Raw genomic sequence first — 24,194 nt, 5'->3', positions numbered from 1 at the left:
CGTAGCGGAGAGACAGCAATGACGGTCAAGGTTGCGATCAACGGTTTCGGGCGCATCGGCCGTCTCGTCGCCCGTGCGGTACTCGAACAGTCGAACGGCGCACTCGAACTCGTCGCGATCAACGATCTCGGCGATGCGAAATCGAACGCCTGGCTGTTCAAGCGCGACAGCGTGCACGGCAAGTATCCGGGTGAGGTTTCGGCCGAGGGCAACGAACTGGTCGTCGACGGCAAGCGCATCCGCGTCACCGCCGAGCGTGACCCGGCAAACCTGCCGCATGCCGAGCTGGGCGTCGACATCGTCCTCGAATGCACCGGCTTCTTCACCGACAAGGCTAGCTGCCAGAAGCATCTCGATGCGGGTGCCAAGAAGGTGCTGATCTCGGCACCGGGCAAGAACGTCGACCTGACCGTCGTTTACGGCGTCAACCACGACAAGCTGACCGCCGAGCACACGATCGTCTCGAACGCGTCGTGCACCACCAACTGCCTGGCGCCCGTCGCCAAGGTGCTGAACGATGCGATCGGCATCGAGCGCGGCCTGATGACGACTGTCCACGCCTACACCAACGACCAGAAGATCCTCGACCAGATCCACCCGGACCTGCGTCGCGCGCGTGCTGCGGCGATGTCGATGATCCCGACCACGACGGGTGCCGCTCGTGCGGTCGCCGAAGTGCTGCCGGAGCTGAAGGGCAAGCTCGACGGTTCGGCGATCCGCGTGCCGGTGCCGGACGTGTCGCTAATCGATCTGACCTTCACGCCGTCGCGCGATACGACGCGTGAAGAGGTGAATGCGGTGCTGAAGGCGGCCTCCGAGAGCGGCCCGCTGGTCGGCGTGCTCGACTGGTCGGACGAGCCGCTGGTGTCGATCGATCTGCAGCATACCCCGGCGTCGTCGACGATCGACAGCCTGGAGACCGCGGTGATCGACGGCAAGCTGGTGCGCGTCGTCAGCTGGTACGACAACGAGTGGGGCTTCTCGAACCGGATGGTCGATACGGCCACCGCGATGGCGAAGTTCATCTAAGCTCGCGATCTATGTACTTCCTCTCCCGTTCGCTTCGAGCGCAGTCGAGAAGTCGTCTCCCGTGACAGATGGTGTCTCGACTGCGCTCGACACGAACGGGGAGGGGGCGGTGGCCCAGACCCCGGCCTCAATTATGGTTGGCACGATTGCCGGGATCGCGCGCCACCCCCGCGCGAAAGCCCCGATGGAGGTTATCGACGATGTCGAGATCACCATCGAGGCCGGCTTGCACGGCGACTTCCGGGGTCGCGTGAAGCCCGGCGGCAAGGGGCGGCGGCAGGTCACGTTGCTCGAGCGTGGCGACTGGGACGCCGCGATGGCCGAAGTCGGACGCGATATTCCGTGGTACGAGCGGCGTGCCAATCTGCTCGTCGACGGCTTCGATCTTCCCCAGATACCCGGCACGCGGCTCCGCATCGGCGCGGACGTCGTGCTGGAGGTGACGCGCCACACCGATCCGTGCGACCGCATGGACGCGCTGGCGCCAGGATTGTTCGCTGCGCTGACGCCGGACTGGCGTGGCGGGGCATGTAGCCGAGTTTTGATGGGCGGCAGAATCGCCGTCGGTGATGAGATCAGGATCGAAGAACCATGACCAAGCCGTTCAAGACGCTCGATGATATGGGTGACATCCATGGCAACCGCGTGCTCGTCCGCGAAGACCTGAACGTGCCAATGGCCGAGGGTCGCGTCACCGACGATACCCGTCTGCGCGCCACCGTCGCGACGGTTGGCGAACTCGCCGACAAGGGCGCGATCGTCCTCGTCCTCGCGCATTTCGGCCGTCCCAAGGGCGTCCCGAGCCCCGAATTCTCGCTGTCGCAGGTCGTGAAGCCGTACAGCGAAGTGCTCGGCCGTGAAGTCCGCTACATCGATTGGGAAGGGGCAGATGACGCTGTTGCGACGCTTGAGCCCGGCGATATCGCGGTGCTGGAGAACACGCGCTTCTTCGGTGGCGAGGAGACCAACGACGCGGCGGTCGTCCAGCGGTTTGCAAGCCTTGGCGATCTCTACGTCAACGATGCCTTCTCGGCGGCGCACCGCGCGCATGCCTCCACCGAGGGTCTTGCCCACGTATTGCCCGCCTTTGCCGGCCGCGCGATGGAAGCTGAACTCGACGCTTTGCAGAAGGCACTCGGCGAGCCCGAGCATCCCGTTGCGGCGGTCGTCGGTGGCGCGAAGGTGTCGTCGAAGCTCGACGTGCTGCGCAACCTCGTCACCAAGGTAGATCATCTGATCATCGGCGGTGGCATGGCGAACACCTTCCTCGCGGCGCGCGGCGTCGATGTCGGCAAAAGCCTTTGCGAGCATGAGCTTGCGAGCGTTTGCGAACAGATCATGGAAGCTGCGGACAAGGCGAACTGCACGGTCCACCTGCCGTACGACGTGGTGGTCGCCAAGGAGTTCAAGCCGAACCCCGCCACCCGAACCGTCAACGTCCACGAAGTCGCCGCCGACGAGATGATCCTCGACGTTGGCCCGGCCGCGGTCGAGTCTCTCGGCGACGTGCTGAAGAACTGCCGCACGTTGGTGTGGAACGGTCCGCTCGGCGCGTTCGAGACGCCGCCGTTCGACAAGGCGACCGTCGCGCTCGCCAAGACCGCTGCGGCACTCACCGAAGGCGGATCGCTCGTCTCGGTCGCCGGCGGCGGCGATACGGTTGCGGCGCTCAACCACGCGGGCGTTGCGGACGCGTTTACGTTCGTCTCGACGGCGGGCGGCGCGTTTCTCGAGTGGATGGAAGGCAAGGACCTTCCCGGCGTCGCGGCGCTGACGCGTTAAGGCGCCGGTTCCCGCAGCAACGGGACGAGCAGAGTATTGAGTTCATTCAGGTCGAACGCGCCGGCTTTCGCATAGCGAACCACGCCGGCGCGATCGATGATGTAGTTGGTTGGGAGGGCGCCCATAACCGCGAACGGCCCTTTGATTCGCCGCGCCGACGGGATCGTCATCGCGGCGAACAGGGGTTTCAGCTTGAACGCCGGCAGCGAATCCTCCGTTGCCACCGCGAACACGCGCAGGCCGTTGTCCTTGCGAATGCGGTAATAGCTGTCGAGCAGCGGAAGCTCTGCCTTGCACGGCCCGCACCATGTCGCCCAAAAGTTCAGGACGACGACCTGCCCGTGCAGATCGGCACTGCGCACCTTGCTCCCGTCGATCAACGTCAGTTCGAACGGCGGCGCTGGTTCGCCGATCTTGACCGCGGCCGGTGCCGCGGATGCCGCCATGAGCAACGCGCTTGCGATGACGCCCTGCAAAACCCTCATTGCCTGCCCCCCTGTTTTTGCCAGTCTCGGCGTCGCGCGCGTTCACGTCAATTGCGACGTCTGCGGTCGGGGCGGGGGTTGATCGATGATCCGGGCCGTCCTATGTTTAACATGTTAAACGGAGACTCGGATGCTCGGCGTCAGGCTCGATAGCGAACTCGAAGAGCGACTCGCGGCGGTTGCGCGCACCCAAGGGCGCAGCAAGAGCGATATCGCACGCGAAGCCGTGCGACGCTATGTCGAGCGCCACGACGAGGCATTCCTGGCGGAGGCGAAGCGCCAGTCGCTCGCGGCGGCTGATCACGATAGGCAGGCAGGTGAAGAGGATTGGGACGCACTAATCGGTGCGCCCCCCGCATGAAATTCGTCCGCGGTATGATCGTCGTCGGAGCGGGTAAGGGCGACTTCTCTGGCAAGCCGCGCCCTTTTCTTGTCGTCCAATCAGACCTCTTTGCAGATCACGAGACGATTTCTCTGTGCCCGCTGACCAGCGTCATTAGCGGGACGAACCTGTTTCGCGTGTCGCTCGAGGCATCGGCGGAAACCGGCCTGTTTCGCGATAGCGAGATCCAGATCGACAAGGTTGATACGCTCGACCGCAACAAGATCGTCAAGATTATCGGTACGATACCCATCACCACCATGACCCGAGTCGACGACGCGCTGCGCCGCTGGCTCGAACTTTAAGACAGGATTTCAGCATGACTTCCATGATCACTCCCCAAGTCAAAACCATTCTCGACAAGTACGAGGCCACCAGCCCGGCGGTGAAGGCCAACCTCGCGCGTATCCTGATGCAGGGCAAGCTCGGCGGCACCGGCAAGCTCGTGATCCTGCCGGTCGACCAGGGGTTCGAGCATGGCCCGGCGCGCAGCTTCTCGGTCAACCCGCCGGCGTACGATCCGCATTACCACTATCAACTCGCGATCGACGCGGGGCTCAGTGCCTATGCCGCGCCGCTCGGGATGCTCGAAGCGGGAGCGGATACGTTTGCCGGGCAGATCCCGACGATCCTGAAGTGCAACAGCTCGAACAGCTGGGCGACGACGATCGACCAGGCGGTGACGGCGACGGTGTCGGACGCGGTGCGGCTCGGGTCGGCGGCGATCGGCTTCACGATCTATCCGGGCGCGGACCAGTTCTTCGACCTCGTCGAGGAAATCCGCGAGCTGAGCGAAGAGGCGAAGTCGGTCGGCATCGCGACGGTGATCTGGTCGTACCCGCGCGGCGGCGAGCTGACCAAGGACGGCGAGCTCGCTTTGGACGTCGGCGCCTATGCCGCGCATATCGCGGCGCTGCTCGGCGCTCACATCATCAAGACCAAGCTGCCGACCGCGCATATCGAGCAGAAGGAAGCCAAGCCGCTCTACGCCAACTCCGACTGGTCGAAGCAGTCGGACCGCGTGAAGCATGTCGTCCAGTCTAGCTTTGCCGGGCGTCGCATCAACGTGTTCTCGGGCGGCGCGTCGAAGGGCGAGGACGCGATCTTCCAGGACGCGCGCGACATCCGCGACGGTGGCGGCAACGGCTCGATCATCGGCCGCAACACCTTCCAGCGCCCGCGCGACGAAGCGCTGGCGATGCTCGACCGGATCATCCGGATCTACAAGAACGAGGAATAAGCTTCGTTTTGCCCGCTCGTCATTCCGCTACGCGCCGGGGTGACGAGCGAGGTATGAGAGGTTAGGGGGCGGACATGACCGAATTCGAAGATCCGCTGGGCCCGCTCGATCCCAATTTCGCCGAAAATTTCCGCCGCGATATGCGTCGGCCGACTTGCCAGTTGTATCTGGTGTCCCCGCTCGAGTGCGGTGGCGACTTTCCGGAGCGTCTTGCTCGGGCGCTTGATGCTGGCCCCGTGGCCGCGTTCCAGTTTCGCGTGAAGGATATCGACCAGCATGCGGCTGCCGCGCTGGGCGAGCCGTTGCGGGCGATCTGTGCCGAGCGTGACGTCGCGTTCATCGTCAACGACGATATCGGGTTGGCGAAGCGGCTCGATGCTGACGGCGTGCATCTCGGGCAGGACGATGGCGATCCGCGCGAGGCGCGGGCGCAGCTTGGGCCCAATGCGCAGATCGGCGTGAGTTGTCATGGCAGCCGTCATCTGGCGATGGAAGCGGGCGAGGCTGGGGCCGACTACGTGGCGTTCGGGGCGTTCTATCCGACCACAACGAAGACGGTCGAGCATATGGCCGAGCCGGTTATCCTGTCTTGGTGGTCGACGCTGTTCGAGATGCCGTGCGTCGCGATCGGCGGGATTACGCCCGAGAATGCCGCACCGCTGGTTGCCGCTGGGGCGGACTTCATCGCGGTATCCAGTGCCGTTTGGGGTGGCGACGAGGTCGCTGCGATCAAGGCGTTCGGCGAGGTTCTCGCGAAGCGCTGAGCCGTTGGAAACAACCGTCGTCCCGACCGTTTGATGCAGCAGCGTAACGGTTTGGGATGATAGGCATGACGGCATTTGCGATGGAGGCTTCGGTTCTTGCGGCCTGCCTGCTGGGTGCCGCGTCGCCCGCATTGGCGCAGACAGCGCCGGCCAAGACCGTGCCGATCGATCGCAACGTGCTCCACGTGCAAGTGATCCTCGATCATCTCGGCTTCGGGCCGGGCGTGCTCGACGGGCGCGGCGGGCAGTCGCTGGTCGCTGCGCTGAAGGGGTTCCAGGAGGCGAAGGGTCTGCCGACTACCGGTAAGCCCGATGCGCGGACTTTGCAGGCGCTATATCCATACCGTGCTGCGCGGCCGACCGTGACGGTCGCGCTGACCCCCGAGATGCTGGCGGGGCCGTTCGTTAATCCGTTCCCGACGGACCCGGCCAAGCAGGCCGAACTCCCATCGCTCGGCTACAAAAACGTCATGGAGAAGCTCGGCGAGATGTTTCACACGACGCCGGCAGTGATCGTCGCGCTGAACTCGCCGACGACGAAGCTGGCGCCGGGCACCAAGGTCGTGTTTCCCAACGCACTGCCATCGTCGCGCGCGTATGATCCGAAGCTGAAGCCCGACTGGATCGCGACACTCACCATGCTGAACGTCGATGCGAAGCAACCGCAGGCGGACCATGTCGTCGTCGACAAGTCCGACGGCGTGCTCCGCGTGCTCGATGCGAACGACAAGCTGATCGCGCAATTCTCCGCGACGATGGGGTCGAGCCACGATCCGCTGCCGCTCGGCACGTGGAGGATCAAGGGCTCCGACTATAACCCGAAGTTCCATTTCAATCCGGCGTTGTTCTGGGATGCGAAGAAGGGGCAGCAGAAGGAGATGCTGCCGCCGGGGCCGAACGGTCCGGTCGGCGTCGTCTGGATGGACCTTTCGAAGGAGCATTACGGCATCCACGGCACGCCGAACCCCGAGACGATCGGACGCGCTGAGAGCCATGGTTGCATCCGCCTGACCAACTGGGATGCGGCGAGGTTGTCGATGATGATCAAGCCGGGGACCAAGGCCGTGTTCCAGGCCTGAGGTGATGACGCGGACGTTCTGGATCATTCTCGGGCTGATCGTGGTGGCGGTCGGCGCGTTCGCCTCGATGGTGTCGTTCGGCAGCAGCGGTAGCGGCATCGAGCGCCGGATACCTTGGCGCAAGCTAGCGCCCGCCGCCGAGGGTCCCACTGTTTCCGTGACGCCGGGAGCGCTGGCCGTCCCCGTGGCCGGCGTATCTCGGAAAGCAATCGCCGACAGCTGGAACGATGCGCGGGGCGGCGGTCTGCGCAGCCATCACGGGACGGACATCATGGCACCGGGCGGCGCGCCCGTCGTTGCGGCTGCGCCGGGGCGGATCGAAAAGCTGTTCCAGAGCGGGCTTGGCGGGATTACGCTTTACGTCCGCTCGCCTGATCGCCGCTGGACCTATTATTACGCACACCTCGCCGGGTACGCGGCCGGCATTCGTGAGGGCATGGCGGTCAAGGCGGGCGATACGCTGGGCTATGTCGGCGATACCGGCGATGCCGGGGCGGGCAATTACCATCTGCATTTCGGGCTGACCAAGATGCAGCCGGGTGAGCGCTGGTACCAAGGCGAGAACGTGAACCCGTACCCGCTGCTTGCCGGAACGAGGGCATCCCGCTAAAGCCCGCCGCTTCGGGTTTCCGCAGAGTTATGCTTCGCGGACGGCCCCTAGCTCTTTCCAGCAGGAATCGGTCATGAAGATCAACGCGGTCGAGATTCGTCCCGGCAACATTCTTGAATATGAGGGCGGCATTTGGCGCGCCGTCAAGATTCAGCACACCCAGCCCGGCAAGGGCGGTGCCTATATGCAGGTCGAGATGAAGAACCTCATCGACGGCCGCAAGAACAACACCCGCTTCCGCTCCGCCGAGAGCGTCGAGAAGGTGCGGCTCGAGACCGTCGACTTCCAGTTTCTGTTCCGCGAAGGCGACATGCTCACCTTCATGGACAAGGTGAACTACGAGCAGATCTCGCTCGACGCCGACATCCTGGGCGACGCAGCGGCGTTCCTGCAGGACGGCATGGACGTGGTGATGGAGCTCTGGGAAGAGCGGCCGATCTCGGTCCAGCTGCCCGATACGATCGAGGCGTTGATCGTCGAGGCGGATGCCGTCGTGAAGGGGCAGACGGCTTCGTCTTCGTATAAGCCGGCCGTGCTCGAGAACGGGGTGCGCGTGATGGTGCCGCCGCATATCGGTGCGGGCACGCGGATCGTGGTGGATGTTTACGAGCAGACCTACGTAAGGCGCGCGGACTAACCTTCGCTGCCACGAGAAGGGTGAGTGCTGGCTGCGTCATCGCGCCACTTTCCTGGGAACACCAACCCGCCCTCTTCCTAGTGGAGAGGTGGAGATTTTTAATGCCCAGCCATTCCGGCATCATGACCGTCATTGAGCGCGCCGCCCGCAAGGCCGCGCCGCGTCTGCGTCGCGACTTCAACGAGGTCCAGCAGCTCCAGGTGAGCCGCAAGGGTCCGGCCGACTTCGTCAGCCAGGCCGACCAGCGCGCCGAGCAGACGATCTTCGAAGAACTTTCGCACGCGCGTCCCGACTGGGGCATGCTGATGGAGGAGCGCGGCGAGGTCGAGGGTGACCCGAACAAGCCGCGGTTCATCGTCGATCCGTTGGATGGGACGTCGAACTTCCTCCACGGCATCCCGCATTTCTGCATCTCGATCGCGGTTGAGGAGCCGATGCCGAACGGCAAGCGCGAGGTGACCACCGCGCTGGTGTATCAGCCGCTTACCGACGAGAGCTTCTGGGCGGAGAAAGGCCGGGGGGCTTGGCTCACCGATCAGCGTCTGCGCGTGTCGTCGCGGCGTGATCTGTCCGAATCGCTGATTGCTACCGGGATTCCGTTCCTGGGGCATGGCGACTTCGCGCAGTGGAGCCGGATTTTTGGCGCGGTTGCACCTGAGGTTGCGGGGATTCGTCGTTTGGGTGCTGCGGCGCTCGATCTGGCTTGGCTTGCGGCGGGGCGGTTCGATGGGTTCTGGGAATCGAACCTGAAGCCTTGGGATGTTGCGGCTGGCATGCTGTTGGTGAAGGAAGCCGGCGGTTTCGTGACCGACTTCCGTGGTGGCGATCGTGCGATGGAGCGCAACGAGTTCCTGGCCGCGAACGACGCGCTGCACTCGCGGTTGCATAAGCTGGTGGCCGGCGCGCTGCGCTAATCCTCACGAACTATCCTCCCCCGCCAGGGGGAGGTGGCTGGCGCTTGCCAGTCGGAGGAGGAGGTAAGGGGAAACCTCTGTTCCGTGTCCTCCCCCTCCGTTACCTTCGGCGACACCTCCCCCTGGCGGGGGAGGATCGTGAGGTCGGATGAGGATCCGTTCACTGTGGTGACGGTAATACTCCCACCTTATCCGTCACCCCAGCGAAAGCCGGGGTATCCCCGCGATGTCCGCCGCGTCCGCCAACGACGATACCCTAGCTTTCGCTGGGGTGACGGGGCAGGAGCACAGGCCAGAGTGACCTAATGTCTGTCCGTCATGCCGGGCTTGTTCCGGCATCCACGGTTCCGCAGTTCTCGCCAATCGTTGGTCCGCGGTGCCGAGGGGCCCCGGAACTACTCGTTGCGTCTCCTAGAGCCGAGGTCAGCCTGTTTCCCCGCGAAGGCGGCGACCCAGACTGGGCTCCCGCCTTCGCGGGAGAACAAGGAAGGGCGGACTGTCGTTCGAACGCGGCTTCTGTCTTGCTTCAGCGGGCCAGTACCGAACACGTCCGGAATGACGGATCAGTATCGGTGCCGTCGCCGCCATCGAACGAATGCACCCGCTGACGGACGCCAAGTAACGCATGTTTCCCGCCACCCCCGTCCCTCCTCTTGCGAGTGATTCTCACACCCTCCTAGCCTTGCCCATCACCCCCCATCGGCCTAAAGCGGCCCCGTTCCGTTCGCACTTGCGAGAAGCAATTTGGTCGACCTGTCGCACTATCTTCCGATCCTCCTGTTCCTCGGGATCGCCATCGCATTGTCGAGCACGTTCGTGTTCCTGCCGATGGCCGTCTCGCGCCTCACGGGGTCACACAAGCCTACGCCTGAGAAGCTCAGCGAATACGAGTGCGGCTTTCCCGCATTCGAGGATCCGCGGAGCCAGTTCGACGTACGCTTCTACCTGATCGCCATCCTCTTCATCATCTTCGATCTCGAGGCCGCGTTCCTGTATCCCTGGGCCGTCTCGGTCTTCACGCTCGGCTGGACCGCGTGGATTTCGATGATGATCTTTATCGGCGAATTGGCCCTTGGCCTCGTCTACGCATGGAAGAAGGGAGCACTCGATTGGGAGTAGAGCTTCAGCCCGCACCCGGTTCGCCCAGTTCGCTGGTGCCACCCGACCAGGGCTTTTTCGACGGATTGAACGGTGAGCTGACGGACAAGGGTTTCCTCGTCACGTCGACCGAGGAACTGTTCCAGTGGGCGCGCACCGGCTCGCTGTGGTGGATGACGTTCGGGCTCGCCTGCTGCGCGGTCGAGATGATACACGTCAACATGCCGCGTTACGATCTGGAGCGCTTCGGCGCCGCACCGCGCGCGTCGCCGCGCCAGTCGGACGTGATGATCGTTGCCGGCACGCTGTGCAACAAGATGGCCCCGGCACTCCGCAAGGTCTACGACCAGATGTCCGAGCCGAAGTACGTGATCTCGATGGGATCGTGTGCGAACGGCGGCGGCTATTATCATTACAGCTACAGCGTCGTGCGCGGCTGCGATCGGATCGTGCCGGTGGACATCTACGTCCCCGGGTGTCCGCCGACGGCTGAGGCGCTGCTGTACGGCATCATGCAGTTGCAGCGGAAGATCCGGCGGTCCGGGAGCATCGAGCGTTGAGGGCTCCCGCACCAGCTTACACGTCGAACGACGGCGTGATCGACAGCGCCCGCGCGGCGCTCGGCGGCATGCTGATCGACGCGGTCGATCATGTGGGCGAAGTCGCGCTGCACGTTCGTCGTGAAGACCTGTACGACGCGATGATCGCGCTGCGCGATACGCCGGGGCTTGCCTACCAGCAGCTCATGGAGATCGCCGGCGTCGACTATCCGGATCGTGCTGAGCGCTTCGAGGTCGTCTATTGCATGCTGTCGCTGACGCGGAATCACCGCCTGCGCGTGCATGTCGCGACCGACGAGGAAAAGCCGGTGCCATCGGTGACTGACATCTGGCCGGTCGCCGGCTGGCTCGAGCGCGAAGTGTACGACATGTACGGCGTGCTGTTCAGCGGCAACCCGGACCTGCGCCGCATCCTGACCGACTACGGTTTCCGTGGTCATCCGCAGCGCAAGGACTTCCCGCTGACCGGGTATGTCGAGCTGCGCTATTCGGAAGAGTCGAAGCGCGTCGTGTACGAGCCCGTGCAGCTTGCGCAGGATTTCCGTACGTTCGATTTCATGAGCCCGTGGGAGGGTGCGAATTACGTGCTCCCGGGTGACGAGAAGGGCGCGTTGCCCCAGGCCAAGGGTGCGCAGACGCCGTTGTCGGCGGACACCATCGTCAAGGCCAATGCGGCGCAGTCGCCGACGCAGGCCCCGACTGAACCCAAGAGCACCGAGTCGACCGCGCAGACGGGCGCCGGCAAGTCGGAGTCCGATGCGACGCCGAACCCTGCCAACCCCGACGTGGTCCCGACCAAGGGTGGAGGACAGAACCAGTGAGTCTGTATGTCGAAGAGCTTCTGGGCGAAGCCGACGCAGCCGATCCCACGACCGGCGACGTCACGATCCAGAACTACACGATCAACTTTGGTCCGCAGCATCCGGCCGCGCACGGCGTTTTGCGCCTGGTCATGGAGCTCGATGGCGAGATCGTCGAGCGCGTCGACCCGCATGTCGGCCTGCTCCACCGCGGCACCGAGAAGCTGATCGAGTACAAGACGTACACGCAGGCGCTGCCGTATTTCGATCGTCTCGATTACTGCTCGCCGCTGTGCATGGAGCATAGCTGGGTGCTCGCGGTCGAGAAGCTGCTTGACCTCGAAGTGCCTGAGCGAGCGCAGTATCTGCGGGTGTTCTTCGCCGAGCTGACGCGCATCTCTAACCACATGCTCAATTTGGGCTCGCACGTCATGGACGTTGGCGCGATGACGCCGAATCTGTGGCTGTTCGAAATTCGCGAAGATTGCATGAACTTCTTCGAGCGTGTCTCTGGCGCGCGCATGCATTCGAACTATTTCCGTCCGGGCGGCGTGCATCAGGATGCGCCGTTGAAGCTGCTCGCCGATATCGGCGACTGGCTCGACACGCGCTTGCCGCGGCTGTTCGAGGATGCGATCTCGCTTGTTGCGGACAACCGCATCTTCAAGCAGCGCAACGTCGACATCGCCGTGGTCAGCCGCGACGACGCGATCAAGTGGGGCTTTTCCGGCCCGATGATCCGCGGCTCGGGGATTGCCTGGGATCTGCGCAAGTCGCAGCCCTACGACGCCTATGCCAAGATGGACTTCGAGGTGCCGGTCGGTACGCGCGGCGATTGCTACGACCGGTTCATGGTGCGCGTCGAGGAAGTGCGTCAGTCCGCGCGGATCATGAAGCAGTGCCTGCGCGACATGCCCGAGGGGCCGATCGCGTCGCTCGATCGCAAGGTCGTGCCGCCCAAGCGTGGCGAAATGAAGCAATCGATGGAAGCGCTGATCCATCACTTCAAGCTCTACACCGAGGGCTTCCACGTACCCGCCGGCGACGTCTATGTTGCCACTGAAAGCCCCAAGGGCGAGTTCGGCGTGTACCTGGTCGCCGATGGCTCGAACAAGCCGTACCGCTGCAAGATCCGCCCGACCGCGTTCTCGCATCTGCAAGCCATGGACTTCATGGCGAAGGGCCACATGCTGGCGGATACGACCGCGATCCTCGGCGCGATGGATATCGTTTTTGGTGAATGTGACCGCTGATGGCTGAAGCTCCGAAAATTCCCGACGAGGCCGAGACCCGCGCCCGCTGGGGTTCGTTCGCATGGACGGACGAGAACCAGGTGAAGGCGAACGAAATTCTCGGGCGCTATCCCAAGGGTCGCGAGCAGTCGGCGTCGATCCCGCTGCTCGATCTGGCGCAGCGCCAGGTCGGTGCGGAAACGCAGACGCAGGGCTGGTTGCCGGTGCCGGTGATCGAGTTCGTCGCGCGTCAGATCAGCGTGCCGTACATGCGTGTGTACGAGGTCGTGACCTTCTACACGATGTTCAATCTGGCGCCGGTCGGCCGCTTCCATGTCCAGGTCTGCGGCACGACGCCGTGCATGCTGCGTGGGTCGGACGACGTCCTGGCCGCGTGCAAGAACCGCGGGCTGGTCAAGGGTGGCACGACGCCGGACGGTATGTTCACGCTGACCGAGGTCGAGTGTCTCGGCACGTGCGCCAATGCGCCGATGGTGCAGATCAACGACGATAACTTCGAAGACCTCGATTACGATAAGACGACCGAGATCCTCGAGGCGCTGGCCAATGGCGGGCACCCGACGCCGGGGCCGCAATTCGGTCGTCGCGCAAGCTGCCCAGAAGGCGGCCCGACCTCGCTGAAGGCGATGGTCGACGCGAACCACGATTACCGGGGGGAGTGGGCCTGATGCTCGCCGACAAGGACCGCATCTTCACCAACGTCTACGGTTTCCAGCCGTGGAACATCGACGCGGCGATCATGCGCGGCGATTGGGACAACACCAAGGACCTGATGGCGCTCGGCCAGGACGCGATCATCGACGTGATGAAGGCGTCGGGTCTGCGTGGCCGTGGCGGTGCAGGCTTCCCGACCGGCACCAAATGGTCGTTCATGCCGAAGGAGCCGAAGCCCGACCGGCCGAACTTCCTCGTCATCAACGCCGACGAATCCGAGCCGGGCAGCTGCAAGGATCGCGAGATCATCCGCCACGATCCGCACAAGCTGATCGAAGGCGCGTTGATCGCCGGGTTCGCGATGCGCGCGCGCGCGGCGTACATCTACATCCGCGGCGAGTATATTCGCGAGGCCGAGACGCTGTTCGCAGCCGTCGCCGAGGCCTATGACCGCGGCTTCATCGGCAAGAACGCGTGCGGGTCGGGCTACGACTTCGACGTGTTCGTGCATCGTGGTGCAGGCGCATACATCTGCGGCGAAGAGACCGCGATGTTGGAGAGCCTCGAGGGGAAGAAGGGGCAGCCGCGGCTGAAGCCGCCTTTCCCGGCAGGTGCTGGCCTCTACGGCTGCCCGACGACGGTCAACAATGTGGAATCGATCGCGGTTGCACCGACGATCCTGCGGCGTGGTGCTGCATGGTTCTCCAGCTTTGGCGCGGAGAACAACCGCGGCACGAAGCTGTTCCAGATCAGCGGTCATGTGAACAAGCCCTGCGTCGTCGAGGAAGAGATGAGCATCTCGTTCCGCGAGCTGATCGAGACGCATTGCGGCGGTATCCGTGGCGGCTGGGACAATCTGCTCGCGGTCATCCCGGGTGGCTCGTCGGTGCCGCTCGTGCCCGCCGCGCAGATCATGGACTGCGCGATGGATTTCGATGGCCTGAAGGCGGTCGGTTCGGGTCTTGGCACCGCGGCGATCATCGTCATGGACAAGTCGACCGACATCGTCCGCGCGATCAGCCGCATCTCGTACTTCTACAAGCATGAGAGCTGCGGCCAGTGCACGCCGTGCCGCGAGGGTACCGGTTGGATGTGGCGCGTGATGGAGCGGATGCGCACCGGCGACGCCGAGCTGTCCGAGATCGACATGCTCCAGCAGGTCACCAAGCAAGTCGAGGGTCACTCGATTTGCGCACTGGGCGACGCGGCCGCATGGCCGATCCAGGGCCTGATCAAGCATTTCCGCCCCGAGATGGAGCGCCGTATCCGTGAGCGCGGTGGCGACACCGCGCCGATGATGGAAGCCGCAGAGTAATGCCCTTAGTCAAAGTCGATGGCGTAGAGATCGAGGTGCCGCAGGGCGCCACCGTGCTGCAGGCGTGCGAGCTTGCCGGCAAGGAGATCCCGCGTTTCTGTTATCACGAGCGCCTGAGCATCGCCGGCAATTGCCGGATGTGCTTGGTCGAGGTGAAGCCCGGTCCGCCCAAGCCGCAGGCGTCGTGCGCGCTGCCGGCGGCGGACAAGCAGGAGATCTTTACCAACTCGCCGATGGTCAAGAATGCCCGCGAGGGCATCATGGAATTCCTGCTGATCAACCATCCGCTCGATTGCCCGATCTGCGATCAGGGCGGCGAGTGCGATCTTCAGGACCAGTCGGTTGCCTATGGCCGCGGCCATTCGCGCTACGACGAGAACAAGCGCGCGGTTACCGAGAAGTATATGGGTCCGATCGTCAAGACGGTCATGACCCGCTGCATCCAGTGCACGCGCTGCATCCGGTTCGCCGAGGAAGTGTCCGGCGTCGAGGAGATCGGTGCGATCTTCCGCGGCGAGGACATGCAGATCACCTCGTATCTCGAGAATGCGGTCAAGAGCGAGCTCTCCGGCAATGTCGTCGATCTGTGCCCGGTCGGCGCGCTGACGTCGAAGCCGTATGCGTTCGAGGCGCGTCCGTGGGAATTGCGCAAGACGCTGACGATCGACGTGATGGACGCGGTCGGCACCAACATCCGGCTCGACAGCCGTGGTCGCCAGGTGCTGCGCTGCGTCCCGCGGATCAACGAGGACGTGAACGAGGAGTGGGCGACCGACAAGACTCGCCATGCGATCGATGGCCTTGTCCGTCGTCGTCTCGACAAGCCTTATGTGAGGGTGAACGGCAAGCTGGTTCCCGGGACGTGGGACGAGGCTTTCGCAGCGATCAAGGCTGTGAACGCCGGGTCGAGCGTTGCGGCCGTCGCTGGCGATCTGGTCGATTGCGAGACGATGTATGCCGCCAAGGCGCTTTTGGCGAAGATGGGTTCGAGCCTGCTCGAAGGCCGTCAGACCGGCATGGATTATGATGCGACGAGCATCGCCGCAGTCAATTTCAACACGACGATCGCCGGCACCGAGCGTGCCGACGCGATCCTGCTGGTGGGCACCAACCTGCGCTGGGAAGCGCCGCTGGTGAACACGCGGGTGCGCAAAGCGATCAAGAAGGGCGCGAAGGTCTTTGCGATCGGGCCGGAGACGGACCTGACGTACAAGGTCGAATGGCTCGGCGACGATCTGGCGCTGCTTGGCGCTCTGCCGGAGGCGGTGACGGAGGCGTTCGGCAAGGCTAAGCGTCCGATGGTGATCGTGGGTGGCGGCGCGCTGAAGGGTGGCCATGTGGCTGCGTTGAAGCTTGTCGACACACTCGGCCTCGTGAAGGCGGACTGGAACGGCTTCAACGTCGTTCACATGGCGGCCTCGCGGATGGGCGGGCTGATGCTCGGTTATGCGCAGAAGGGCGGCATCGCCGACGTGATGGGGGCGAAGCTCGGCTTCTTCCTCGGCGCGGACGAGGTCGATTATTCGAAGTTCGCAGGGTTCAAGGTGTTCGTGGGCCATCACGGCGACAAGGGTGCGGCGGCTGCCGACGTCATCCTGCCGGGTGTAACGTACGCCGAGAAGTCGGGGACGTGGGTCAATCTCGAGGGTCGTGTCCAGCGCGGCGAGCGCGCGGTGTTCGCACCGGGCGACGCGCGTGACGACTGGTCGATCTTCCGCGCGCTGTCCGACACGCTCGGCCACACGCTGCCGTTCGACAGCTTCGAGGGGCTGCGCGAGGAAATGTACGCTGACGTGCCTGCGCTGCGTCATCAGGCGCTCGCGACGTTCGAGTGGAACCCGCCTTTGCTCAACGGTGCAGGAGAGGGTGTCCTCGCCGGCTATCCGATCAAGGACTTCTACCTGACCAACGCGATCTGCCGCGCGTCGCCGACGATGCAGCGGTGCTCGGCCGAACTTCTCCACGGGGAAGATTACGCGGAGGCAGCCGAATGATCTCCTGGTTCGAATCCTCGCTCGGTTACGACTGGGCGTTCTTCCTCGCGACGATCATCGACATTCTCGTGATCGCGCTGCCGCTGATGCTCGCGGTGGCGATGATCATCTATGCCGACCGCAAGATCTGGGCGGCGATGGCGTTGCGGCGTGGTCCGAACGTCGTCGGTCCGTTCGGTCTGCTGCAGAGCTTCGCCGACGGCCTGAAGGTGTTCCTGCAGGAGACGATCGTCCCCGCAGCCGCCAACCGGACGCTGTTCCTGCTGGCGCCGATCATCACCTTCACGGTCGCGCTGATCGTCTGGGCGGTGGTGCCGTTCGGCGTCGGCGTCGTGCTCGCGGACATCAACGTCGGGCTGCTCTACGTGCTCGCGGCGTCGTCGCTCGGCGTGTACGGGATCATCCTGTCGGGCTGGGCGTCGAACTCGAAATACCCATTCTACTCGGCGCTTCGTGCGGCCGCGCAGATGGTGTCGTATGAAGTCGCGATCGGCTTCATCCTGATTTCGGTCGTGTTGTGGACCGGCAGCTTCAACCTGTCGGCGATCGTGATGGCGCAGAAGTCGCACGTCTGGTTCTTCAACGGGTACATCCTGAACCCGCTGATGTTCCCAATGGCGGTGATGTTCTTCATCTCGTCGCTGGCCGAGACGCAGCGCGCACCGTTCGATCTGACCGAGGCGGAGAGCGAGCTCGTCGCCGGATACCAGACCGAATATTCGTCGATGTCGTTCGCGCTGTTCTGGCTCGGCGAGTACGCCAACGTGCTGCTGATGTGTGCGCTCAACGCGACGCTGTTCTGGGGCGGCTGGCTGCCACCGGTCGATTGGGCGCCGCTATACTACGTGCCGGGGATCATCTGGCTGTTCGCCAAAATCCTGTTCTTCTTCTTCCTGTTCAGCTGGGTGAAGGCGACTGTGCCGCGCTATCGCTACGATCAGCTGATGCGGCTCGGCTGGAAGGTCTTCCTCCCCGTCTCGCTGTTCTGGGTTTTCCTCGTGTCGGGCTATCTTATGCTGACGCGCGTTGGAGTGGGTTCATGAGCGTCGCTCAGATCATCAAGTCGTTTACCCTGTGGGAGTTCGTGAAGGCGCACGCGCTGACGCTTCGCTATTTCTTCAAGGAAAAGGCGACGATCAACTATCCGTACGAGCGCAATCCAGTGTCGCCGCGGTTCCGGGGCGAGCATGCGCTGCGTCGTTATCCGAACGGCGAAGAGCGGTGCATCGCGTGCAAGCTGTGCGAGGCCGTGTGCCCCGCGCAGGCGATCACGATCGAGGCCGAGCCGCGTGACGACGGTTCGCGCCGCACAACGCGCTACGACATCGACATGACCAAGTGCATTTACTGCGGCCTGTGTGCCGAGGCGTGCCCTGTCGATGCGATCGTCGAGGGGCCGAACTACGAATTCGCCACCGAGACGCGCGAAGAGCTGATCTACGACAAGTCGAAGCTGCTCGATAATGGCGACCGTTGGGAAAGCGCGATCGCGGCGAACCTTGCCGCCGATGCGCCGTACCGTTAATGGCGCGCTCATTCTTCTCGTGGGCGTCTAAGGGGCCGCAATCGTGATTCAGGCCTTAGCCTTCTACCTCTTCGCCTTCGTCGTCGTCCTGTCGGGCGCGCTGACGATCGCGTCGCGCAACCCGGTCCATTCGGTGATGTGGCTGATCCTCGCGTTCTTCAACGCGGCCGGCCTCATGATCCTGGTCGGTGCCGAGTTCATCGCGATGCTGCTCGTCATCGTCTATGTGGGTGCGGTCGCAGTGCTGTTCCTGTTCGTGGTCATGATGCTCGACATCGACTTCACCGAGTTGCGCGCAGGCGTCGCCCGGTATTTCGGGATCGGTCTCGCGCTCGCCGTGGCGCTCGCCGCCGAGGTGATGATCGCGATCGGCGCGTGGAGCACGGGCCCGATCCAGCTTGCGCGTCGCGCCGCACCCATCGACGACGCCGTGCCCAACATCCAGGCGATCGGTAACCTTCTCTACACACGCTATCTGTTCGTGTTCGAAGGTGCCGGCCTCGTGCTGCTGGTCGCGATGATCGGGGCGATCGTGCTGACCCACCGCCAGCGTGGCGGCGTCAAGGCGCAGAACATCAGCCGCCAAAACGCACGTCGTCCGCAGGACGCCACGCGCAACACGAGCCCGGTCGTCGGGCAGGGAGTCGAACTGTGACGATCGGTCTCGTCCATTATCTGGTCGTCGCGGCGATCCTGTTCACGATGGGGGTGCTTGGCATCTTCCTGAACCGCAAGAACCTCATCGTCATCCTGATGGCGATCGAGCTGATCCTGCTGGCGGTGAACATCAATCTCGTCGCGTTCTCGGCGTTCCTCCACGATCTCGTCGGACAGGTGTTCGCGATGTTCGTGCTGACGGTCGCCGCGGGTGAAGCCGCGATCGGCCTCGCCATTCTCGTGATCTATTTCCGCGGTCGCGGCACCATCGCGGTCGACGACGTCAACCGGATGAAGGGGTAATACGGTTGATCCAGCTTATCGTCTTCCTGCCGTTACTGGCCGCGATCGTTGCCGGGTTCGGCAATCGCGCGATCGGCAACGTGCCGGCGAAACTCGTCACCACGGCTGCGCTGTTCGCGTCGTGCCTGTTGTCCTGGCCGATCTTCATCGGTTTCCTCTCGGGCACCAGCACGGCCACTGTCGCGCCGCTGCTCGACTTCATCCACTCGGGCGACATGAACGTCGCGTGGTCGCTGCGCGTCGATGCGTTGACTGCGGTGATGCTCGTGGTCGTCACGTCGGTCTCGGCGTTGGTCCATTTGTATAGCTGGGGCTATATGGATGAAGACCCCGACCAGCCGCGCTTTTTTGCGTATCTGTCGCTGTTTACCTTCGCGATGCTGATGCTCGTGACGGCGAACAATCTCGTCCAGATGTTCTTCGGCTGGGAAGGCGTGGGTCTCGCGTCCTACCTCCTGATCGGGTTCTGGTTCCGCAAGCCGTCGGCAAGTGCGGCCGCGATCAAGGCGTTCGTCGTCAACCGCGTCGGCGATCTCGGCTTCATGCTCGGTATCTTCGGCACGTTCCTGGTGTTCGGCACGGTCTCGATCCCCGAGATCCTCGCCGCGGCCCCCGGCATGGCGGGCTCGACGCTCGGCTTCCTCGGCTACCGCTTCGACACGATGACGGTGCTCTGCCTGCTGCTGTTCGTCGGTGCGATGGGCAAGTCGGCGCAGCTCGGCTTGCACACTTGGTTGCCGGACGCGATGGAAGGCCCGACCCCGGTGTCGGCGTTGATCCACGCGGCGACGATGGTCACCGCCGGCGTGTTCATGGTGTGCCGCCTGTCGCCGATGTTCGAGATGAGCCCGGTCGCGCTGACCGTGGTCACCTCGGTCGGTGCCGCGACCTGCCTGTTCGCGGCGACCTGTGGCCTCGTGCAGACCGATATCAAGCGCGTGATCGCGTATTCGACCTGTTCGCAGCTCGGCTACATGTTCTTCGCGGCGGGCGTCGGCGCGTACGGCGCGGCGATGTTCCACCTCTTCACGCACGCGTTCTTCAAGGCGCTGCTGTTCCTTGGCGCCGGCTCGGTCATCCATGCGATGCACCACGAGCAGGACATGCGCTATTATGGCGGGCTGCGTAAGAAGATCCCGGTGACGTTCTGGGCGATGATGGCGGGTACGCTCGCGATCACCGGCGTCGGCATCCCCAGCATCTTCGGCAACACCGCGATCGGTTTCGCCGGCTTCCATTCGAAGGATGCGATCATCGAGGCGAGCTGGGCTGCGGGCCAGCCGGGCGTATGGTTCGTCGGTGTGCTCGTCGCGTTGCTGACCAGCTTCTATTCGTGGCGTGTGATGTTCCTGACCTTCTGGGGCAAGCCGCGCTGGGCCGCATCGGAGCACATCCAGCATGCGCTCCACGACGCGCATGGTCACGATGATCATGCGCATGACGCGCATCACGCGGACGACCACCACGCGAACCCGGCTCAGGCCGAGGACGCAGGACACGCGCCGCATGGTCATCACGACGCCGCGCATGCACCGGCCGAAGGCGACGGTGGGTATCACCCGCATGAGAGCCCGTTGCCGATGCTGATCCCGCTGATCGTCCTGTCGATCGGCTCAGTCCTCGCCGGCTTCGTGTTCCACGGCTTCTTCATCGAGCCCACCGCAGGCGAAGAGTTCTGGAAGGGCGCACTCGCGTTCCGCGAACATCTGATGCACGAGATGCACGGTGTGCCGTTGCTGATCAAACTGTCGGCGACGATCGCGATGCTGCTCGGCCTGCTGACCGCCTGGTACGCCTATATCAAGGCCCCGACGTTCCCGGCCAAGGTCGTCGAACAGTTCGGCGTGCTCTACGACTTCCTGCTGCATAAGTGGTATTTCGACGAGCTGTACGACCTGATCTTCGTCCGTCCGGCGTTCGCAATCGGCCGCTTCCTGTGGCACCGCGGCGACGAGAAGACGATCAACCGGTTCGGGCCCGACGGCGCGACCTGGGTCGTCCAGATCGGCAGCCGCGTCGCCAACCGCTTCCAGACGGGATACCTCTACACCTATGCCTTCGTCATGCTGATCGGGCTGACCGCAGCCGTAACCTGGGCGATCGGACTGTAATGACCGGCTTTCCTATTATCTCCGTCCTGATCGCGGTCCCCATGATCGCCGCCGTTGTGTGCCTTTTCGTTTCGGCGAACGCGGCGCGGACGCTGGCGCTGGCGGCAACGCTGATCGACTTTGTTCTCGGCATCATGCTGTGGATGAACTACGATATTGGCGGCGCGCAGTGGCAGTTCGTCGAGCACGCCCCCGGCATCTTCGGCCCGTTCGGCTGGTCGCTCGGCATCGACGGCTTCGCGCTGATGCTGATCATGCTCAGCGTGTTCCTGATGCCGATCTGCATCGGTGCCAGCTGGCGCTCGATCACGACCCGCGTGCCCGAATACATGGCGGCGTTCCTGTTCACCGAAGTGCTGATGATCGGCACGTTCGCGGCGCAGGACCTGTTCCTGTTCTACGTGTTCTTCGAAGCCGGCCTGATCCCGATGTACCTGATCATCGGCATCTGGGGCGGCGCGAACCGGATCTACGCCTCGTACAAGTTCTTCCTGTACACGCTGCTCGGCTCGGTTCTGATGTTCATCGCGATGCTCTACATGGCGAAGACCGCGGGCACGACCAGCATCCCGGCGCTGATGAACTACGACTTCCCGGCGCATGTACAGACATGGCTGTGGCTGGCGTTTTTCGCGTCGTTCGCGGTCAAGATGCCGATGTGGCCGGTCCACACCTGGTTGCCCGACGCGCACGTCCAGGCGCCGACCGCAGGCTCGGTCATCCTGGCGGGCGTGCTGCTGAAGCTCGGCGGATACGGGTTCCTGCGGTTCCTGCTGCCGATGTTCCCCGAAGCCTCGGGCCAGCTAACCTGGCTGATCTTCGGCCTGTCGGCGGTCGCGGTGATCTACACCTCGCTCGTCGCGCTCGTGCAGTCGGACATGAAGAAGCTGATCGCCTATTCGTCGGTCGCGCACATGGCGATCGTCACGATCGGTTTGTTCGCGTTCAACCGGCAGGGCATCGAAGGCGCGATGATCATGATGCTGAGCCACGGCCTGGTATCGGGTGCGTTGTTCCTGTGCGTCGGCGTGATCTACGACCAGCTCCATACCCGCGAGATCTCGCGCTACGGTGGTCTCGCGATCAACATGCCGAAGTATGCGATCTTCTTTCTGTTCTTCACGATGGCCTCGATCGGGCTGCCGGGCACCAGCGGCTTCGTCGCCGAGTTCCTGTCGTTGATGGGGACGTACCAGGTCTCGACCTGGACCGCGCTGCTCTGCACGACGAGCATCATCCTGGGTGCCGCGTACATGCTGTTCCTGTACCGCCGCGTCGTGTTCGGTGAGATTAAGGCGGACGACGTCCGTGCAATGGTCGACCTGTCAGGCCGCGAGATGTGGCTGCTCGCTCCGATCGCAGCCGTCGTGCTGTGGATGGGCGTGTATCCCGAGAGCTTCCTGGCACCGATGCGCAAGGACGTGGGCGTGCTTCTCGCCCGTGTCGATCGCGCCAAGCCGGCCAGCGATTCCAACCCAACGGCGGGGAACCCCGCCACCGTCCACGCGGGGAACCCCGCCACTGTCGATAGTGCCGCGCACGGAGAGGCACACTGATGGATTATGCCGCTAACATCGCAATGACGCTGCCGGAACTGGTGCTGGCGTTGGGTGCGATCGCCCTGATGCTCGTCTCGGCCTGGGGCGGGGACAAATCGACGCGCTCCGTTTCGATCGCCGCTGTGTTCGTCCTCGTTGGGGCAGGGATCGCATTGGTCGGTCCGGCGTCGTCGGGCGGCTATGCGTTCGACGGTCTTTACCGCGCAGACGCGTTCGGCGCGTTCGCCAAGGTTCTGATCTACATCGCTTCGGCGGTCGCGATCGTCATGGCGCCGAGCTTCTTCGCACGCACCCACGGCGACGATCTGCGTCCGGAATATCCGGTGCTGATCCTGCTGTCGGCCTGCGGCATGGGCATCATGGTCTCGGCAACCGACATGCTGACGCTGTATGTCGGTCTCGAGCTCCAGAGCCTTGCGGCCTATGTCCTCGCCAGCTTCATGCGGCGCGATGGGCGTTCGGCGGAAGCCGGCCTGAAGTATTTCGTGCTCGGCGCGCTCGCCAGCGGCATTCTGCTGTACGGCATTTCGCTGGTCTACGGGTTCAGCGGCACGACGTTGTTCTCGGGCATTTCGGAAGCATACGCCGGCACCAAGTCGCTTGGCCTGTTGTTCGGTCTGGTGTTCGTGTTCGCTGGCCTCGCCTTCAAGATCAGCGCCGTGCCGTTCCACATGTGGACGCCCGACGTGTACGAGGGCGCCCCGACACCGGTCACCGCGTTCTTCGCGTCCGCCCCCAAGGTAGCGGCGCTGGCGCTCAGCGTCCGCGTGGCGGTCGATGCGATGGGCCCGGCGACGGACCAGTGGCGCCAGATCGTGATCTTCGCGGCACTCGCGTCTATCATCCTCGGTGCGGTCGCGGCGATCGGCCAGACCAACATCAAGCGCCTGCTCGCCTATTCGTCGATCAACAATGTTGGCTTCGCATTGATCGGTCTCGCGGCCGGGACGCCTGAGAGCGTGTCGGGCGTGCTGATGTACCTGACGATCTACGTCGCGATGACGCTGGGCTCGTTCCTGGTCGTGCTGCAGATGCGTGGTGACGACGGGCAGCCGGTCGAGACGATCGACAGCCTCGCCGGCATGTCGCGGACCCGTCCTGCATTGGCGGCGGCGCTCGCGATCTTCATGTTCAGCCTCGCCGGCATCCCGCCGCTGTTCGGCTTCTACGCGAAGTTTGCGGTGTTCAGCGCAGCGGTCGACGCTGGTCTGTTCCCGCTGGCGGTCGTCGGCATCGCGGCTTCGGTGATCGGCGCGTATTATTATCTGCGCGTGGTCAAGACGATGTACTTCGACGATCCGGCACCCGCGTTCGCGCCGATGGAGAGCAAGGTCGAGGGTGGCCTGATCGCCATCGCCGCGGTGTTCGTGTCGCCAGCCGGCTACCTCCTCATCCCCGTGCTCGGCGCGTGGACGATGGCGGCCGCACGGGCGTTGTTCTGAG

26 protein-coding genes are annotated in these 24,194 nt (G+C 63.9%); 25 read left to right on the top strand and 1 reads right to left on the bottom strand.

Features of this window, described 5'->3' with window-relative positions; translation table 11 throughout:
- The first annotated feature begins 18 nt into the window (after positions 1-18).
- From gap to AC1MH0_RS03775, 3 genes are all read left to right on the top strand, one after another.
- On the top strand, positions 19-1,029 hold the full coding sequence (gap, locus tag AC1MH0_RS03785; RefSeq protein WP_056048489.1) for a type I glyceraldehyde-3-phosphate dehydrogenase: 1,011 nt from the start codon (positions 19-21) through the stop codon (positions 1,027-1,029).
- A gap of 61 nt (positions 1,030-1,090) precedes the next feature.
- A complete protein-coding gene (locus AC1MH0_RS03780) occupies positions 1,091-1,624 on the top strand; it encodes an MOSC domain-containing protein (RefSeq protein ID WP_480964779.1) in 534 nt (177 codons plus the stop codon).
- The gene (locus AC1MH0_RS03775) at positions 1,621-2,811 is read left to right on the top strand and encodes a phosphoglycerate kinase (RefSeq protein WP_480964778.1); all 1,191 of its coding nucleotides are present in this window, start codon (positions 1,621-1,623) and stop codon (positions 2,809-2,811) included. Before AC1MH0_RS03780 ends, AC1MH0_RS03775 begins: the two co-directional genes overlap by 4 nt.
- On the opposite strand, the gene AC1MH0_RS03770 is transcribed toward AC1MH0_RS03775, so the two are convergent.
- Complete coding sequence (locus tag AC1MH0_RS03770; protein ID WP_480964777.1) at positions 2,808-3,296, bottom strand: TlpA family protein disulfide reductase; 489 nt, start codon at positions 3,294-3,296, stop codon at positions 2,808-2,810. The genes AC1MH0_RS03775 and AC1MH0_RS03770 overlap by 4 nt on opposite strands.
- 130 nt (positions 3,297-3,426) lie before the next feature.
- On the opposite strand from AC1MH0_RS03770, the gene relB reads away from it, so the two are divergent.
- From relB to nuoN, 22 genes are all read left to right on the top strand, one after another.
- On the top strand, positions 3,427-3,657 hold the full coding sequence (gene relB / locus AC1MH0_RS03765; RefSeq protein ID WP_426281932.1) for a type II toxin-antitoxin system RelB family antitoxin: 231 nt from the start codon (positions 3,427-3,429) through the stop codon (positions 3,655-3,657).
- Positions 3,654-3,983 (top strand): type II toxin-antitoxin system PemK/MazF family toxin, encoded by a 330-nt coding sequence (locus AC1MH0_RS03760; RefSeq protein ID WP_480964776.1) that lies wholly within the window; start codon positions 3,654-3,656, stop codon positions 3,981-3,983. Before relB ends, AC1MH0_RS03760 begins: the two co-directional genes overlap by 4 nt.
- A 14-nt stretch (positions 3,984-3,997) precedes the next feature.
- Positions 3,998-4,918 (top strand): class I fructose-bisphosphate aldolase, encoded by a 921-nt coding sequence (locus AC1MH0_RS03755; RefSeq protein ID WP_480964775.1) that lies wholly within the window; start codon positions 3,998-4,000, stop codon positions 4,916-4,918.
- A 74-nt stretch (positions 4,919-4,992) separates the two neighbouring features.
- Complete coding sequence (gene thiE / locus AC1MH0_RS03750; protein WP_480964774.1) at positions 4,993-5,682, top strand: thiamine phosphate synthase; 690 nt, start codon at positions 4,993-4,995, stop codon at positions 5,680-5,682.
- 65 nt (positions 5,683-5,747) lie between these two features.
- Positions 5,748-6,761: a L,D-transpeptidase family protein gene (locus tag AC1MH0_RS03745; RefSeq protein ID WP_480964773.1), complete on the top strand. Its 1,014-nt coding sequence runs from the start codon at positions 5,748-5,750 to the stop codon at positions 6,759-6,761.
- A gap of 4 nt (positions 6,762-6,765) precedes the next feature.
- Entirely contained in the window at positions 6,766-7,371 is a 606-nt protein-coding gene (locus AC1MH0_RS03740; protein ID WP_480964772.1) for a M23 family metallopeptidase, read from the top strand.
- A 73-nt stretch (positions 7,372-7,444) separates the two neighbouring features.
- Positions 7,445-8,008 carry an elongation factor P gene (efp, locus tag AC1MH0_RS03735; protein WP_056058307.1) on the top strand — a complete coding sequence of 188 codons (564 nt, stop codon included), beginning with the start codon at positions 7,445-7,447 and terminating at the stop codon, positions 8,006-8,008.
- 101 nt (positions 8,009-8,109) lie between these two features.
- A complete protein-coding gene (locus AC1MH0_RS03730; protein WP_056048515.1) occupies positions 8,110-8,922 on the top strand; it encodes an inositol monophosphatase family protein in 813 nt (270 codons plus the stop codon).
- Positions 8,923-9,666: 744 nt separating this feature from the next.
- Positions 9,667-10,041 (top strand): NADH-quinone oxidoreductase subunit A, encoded by a 375-nt coding sequence (locus AC1MH0_RS03725; RefSeq protein WP_056048518.1) that lies wholly within the window; start codon positions 9,667-9,669, stop codon positions 10,039-10,041.
- Positions 10,032-10,580: a NuoB/complex I 20 kDa subunit family protein gene (locus AC1MH0_RS03720; protein WP_056058310.1), complete on the top strand. Its 549-nt coding sequence runs from the start codon at positions 10,032-10,034 to the stop codon at positions 10,578-10,580. Before AC1MH0_RS03725 ends, AC1MH0_RS03720 begins: the two co-directional genes overlap by 10 nt.
- Positions 10,577-11,401, top strand: a complete 825-nt coding sequence (locus AC1MH0_RS03715; protein ID WP_480964771.1) for an NADH-quinone oxidoreductase subunit C — start codon at positions 10,577-10,579, stop codon at positions 11,399-11,401. Before AC1MH0_RS03720 ends, AC1MH0_RS03715 begins: the two co-directional genes overlap by 4 nt.
- A gap of 20 nt (positions 11,402-11,421) precedes the next feature.
- The gene (locus tag AC1MH0_RS03710; protein ID WP_274705252.1) at positions 11,422-12,633 is read left to right on the top strand and encodes an NADH-quinone oxidoreductase subunit D; all 1,212 of its coding nucleotides are present in this window, start codon (positions 11,422-11,424) and stop codon (positions 12,631-12,633) included.
- Positions 12,633-13,301, top strand: coding sequence for a complex I 24 kDa subunit family protein (locus tag AC1MH0_RS03705; RefSeq protein WP_056048529.1), 669 nt, complete (start codon positions 12,633-12,635; stop codon positions 13,299-13,301). Before AC1MH0_RS03710 ends, AC1MH0_RS03705 begins: the two co-directional genes overlap by 1 nt.
- Complete coding sequence (gene nuoF / locus AC1MH0_RS03700; protein ID WP_480964770.1) at positions 13,301-14,602, top strand: NADH-quinone oxidoreductase subunit NuoF; 1,302 nt, start codon at positions 13,301-13,303, stop codon at positions 14,600-14,602. Before AC1MH0_RS03705 ends, nuoF begins: the two co-directional genes overlap by 1 nt.
- Entirely contained in the window at positions 14,602-16,596 is a 1,995-nt protein-coding gene (gene nuoG, locus AC1MH0_RS03695; protein WP_480964769.1) for an NADH-quinone oxidoreductase subunit NuoG, read from the top strand. The genes nuoF and nuoG overlap by 1 nt, the downstream gene beginning before the upstream one ends.
- Positions 16,593-17,639, top strand: coding sequence for an NADH-quinone oxidoreductase subunit NuoH (gene nuoH / locus AC1MH0_RS03690; protein WP_056058320.1), 1,047 nt, complete (start codon positions 16,593-16,595; stop codon positions 17,637-17,639). The genes nuoG and nuoH overlap by 4 nt, the downstream gene beginning before the upstream one ends.
- Positions 17,636-18,121 carry an NADH-quinone oxidoreductase subunit NuoI gene (gene nuoI, locus AC1MH0_RS03685; RefSeq protein WP_055877898.1) on the top strand — a complete coding sequence of 162 codons (486 nt, stop codon included), beginning with the start codon at positions 17,636-17,638 and terminating at the stop codon, positions 18,119-18,121. Before nuoH ends, nuoI begins: the two co-directional genes overlap by 4 nt.
- A 43-nt stretch (positions 18,122-18,164) precedes the next feature.
- Positions 18,165-18,776 carry an NADH-quinone oxidoreductase subunit J gene (locus tag AC1MH0_RS03680; protein WP_480964768.1) on the top strand — a complete coding sequence of 204 codons (612 nt, stop codon included), beginning with the start codon at positions 18,165-18,167 and terminating at the stop codon, positions 18,774-18,776.
- Positions 18,773-19,081, top strand: a complete 309-nt coding sequence (gene nuoK, locus AC1MH0_RS03675) for an NADH-quinone oxidoreductase subunit NuoK (RefSeq protein WP_082441002.1) — start codon at positions 18,773-18,775, stop codon at positions 19,079-19,081. The genes AC1MH0_RS03680 and nuoK overlap by 4 nt, the downstream gene beginning before the upstream one ends.
- Positions 19,082-19,086: 5 nt before the next feature.
- Positions 19,087-21,192 (top strand): NADH-quinone oxidoreductase subunit L, encoded by a 2,106-nt coding sequence (nuoL, locus tag AC1MH0_RS03670; protein ID WP_480964767.1) that lies wholly within the window; start codon positions 19,087-19,089, stop codon positions 21,190-21,192.
- Complete coding sequence (locus AC1MH0_RS03665; protein ID WP_480964766.1) at positions 21,192-22,748, top strand: NADH-quinone oxidoreductase subunit M; 1,557 nt, start codon at positions 21,192-21,194, stop codon at positions 22,746-22,748. The genes nuoL and AC1MH0_RS03665 overlap by 1 nt, the downstream gene beginning before the upstream one ends.
- Complete coding sequence (nuoN, locus tag AC1MH0_RS03660; RefSeq protein ID WP_480964765.1) at positions 22,748-24,193, top strand: NADH-quinone oxidoreductase subunit NuoN; 1,446 nt, start codon at positions 22,748-22,750, stop codon at positions 24,191-24,193. Before AC1MH0_RS03665 ends, nuoN begins: the two co-directional genes overlap by 1 nt.
- Position 24,194 lies beyond the last annotated feature (1 nt).

Source organism: Sphingomonas sp. AP28, assembly GCF_056680455.1.
The sequence above is the reverse complement of the archived record's forward strand: the minus strand, read 5'-3'. Positions and strand labels throughout refer to the sequence as shown.

Excerpts from the sequence above, each read along its gene's own strand:
- AC1MH0_RS03760 (WP_480964776.1), top strand. The coding sequence starts at position 3,654 with ATGAAATTCGTCCGCGGTATGATCGTCGTCGGAGCGGGTAAGGGCGAC.
- AC1MH0_RS03730 (WP_056048515.1), top strand. The coding sequence starts at position 8,110 with ATGCCCAGCCATTCCGGCATCATGACCGTCATTGAGCGCGCCGCCCGC.
- relB (WP_426281932.1), top strand. The coding sequence starts at position 3,427 with ATGCTCGGCGTCAGGCTCGATAGCGAACTCGAAGAGCGACTCGCGGCG.
- nuoI (WP_055877898.1), top strand. The coding sequence starts at position 17,636 with ATGAGCGTCGCTCAGATCATCAAGTCGTTTACCCTGTGGGAGTTCGTG.
- nuoG (WP_480964769.1), top strand. The coding sequence starts at position 14,602 with ATGCCCTTAGTCAAAGTCGATGGCGTAGAGATCGAGGTGCCGCAGGGC.
- thiE (WP_480964774.1), top strand. The coding sequence starts at position 4,993 with ATGACCGAATTCGAAGATCCGCTGGGCCCGCTCGATCCCAATTTCGCC.
- AC1MH0_RS03665 (WP_480964766.1), top strand. The coding sequence starts at position 21,192 with ATGACCGGCTTTCCTATTATCTCCGTCCTGATCGCGGTCCCCATGATC.
- AC1MH0_RS03770 (WP_480964777.1), bottom strand. The coding sequence starts at position 3,296 with ATGAGGGTTTTGCAGGGCGTCATCGCAAGCGCGTTGCTCATGGCGGCA.
- AC1MH0_RS03755 (WP_480964775.1), top strand. The coding sequence starts at position 3,998 with ATGACTTCCATGATCACTCCCCAAGTCAAAACCATTCTCGACAAGTAC.
- nuoF (WP_480964770.1), top strand. The coding sequence starts at position 13,301 with ATGCTCGCCGACAAGGACCGCATCTTCACCAACGTCTACGGTTTCCAG.
- nuoN (WP_480964765.1), top strand. The coding sequence starts at position 22,748 with ATGGATTATGCCGCTAACATCGCAATGACGCTGCCGGAACTGGTGCTG.
- AC1MH0_RS03705 (WP_056048529.1), top strand. The coding sequence starts at position 12,633 with ATGGCTGAAGCTCCGAAAATTCCCGACGAGGCCGAGACCCGCGCCCGC.
- nuoH (WP_056058320.1), top strand. The coding sequence starts at position 16,593 with ATGATCTCCTGGTTCGAATCCTCGCTCGGTTACGACTGGGCGTTCTTC.
- AC1MH0_RS03775 (WP_480964778.1), top strand. The coding sequence starts at position 1,621 with ATGACCAAGCCGTTCAAGACGCTCGATGATATGGGTGACATCCATGGC.
- gap (WP_056048489.1), top strand. The coding sequence starts at position 19 with ATGACGGTCAAGGTTGCGATCAACGGTTTCGGGCGCATCGGCCGTCTC.
- efp (WP_056058307.1), top strand. The coding sequence starts at position 7,445 with ATGAAGATCAACGCGGTCGAGATTCGTCCCGGCAACATTCTTGAATAT.
- AC1MH0_RS03745 (WP_480964773.1), top strand. The coding sequence starts at position 5,748 with ATGACGGCATTTGCGATGGAGGCTTCGGTTCTTGCGGCCTGCCTGCTG.
- AC1MH0_RS03740 (WP_480964772.1), top strand. The coding sequence starts at position 6,766 with ATGACGCGGACGTTCTGGATCATTCTCGGGCTGATCGTGGTGGCGGTC.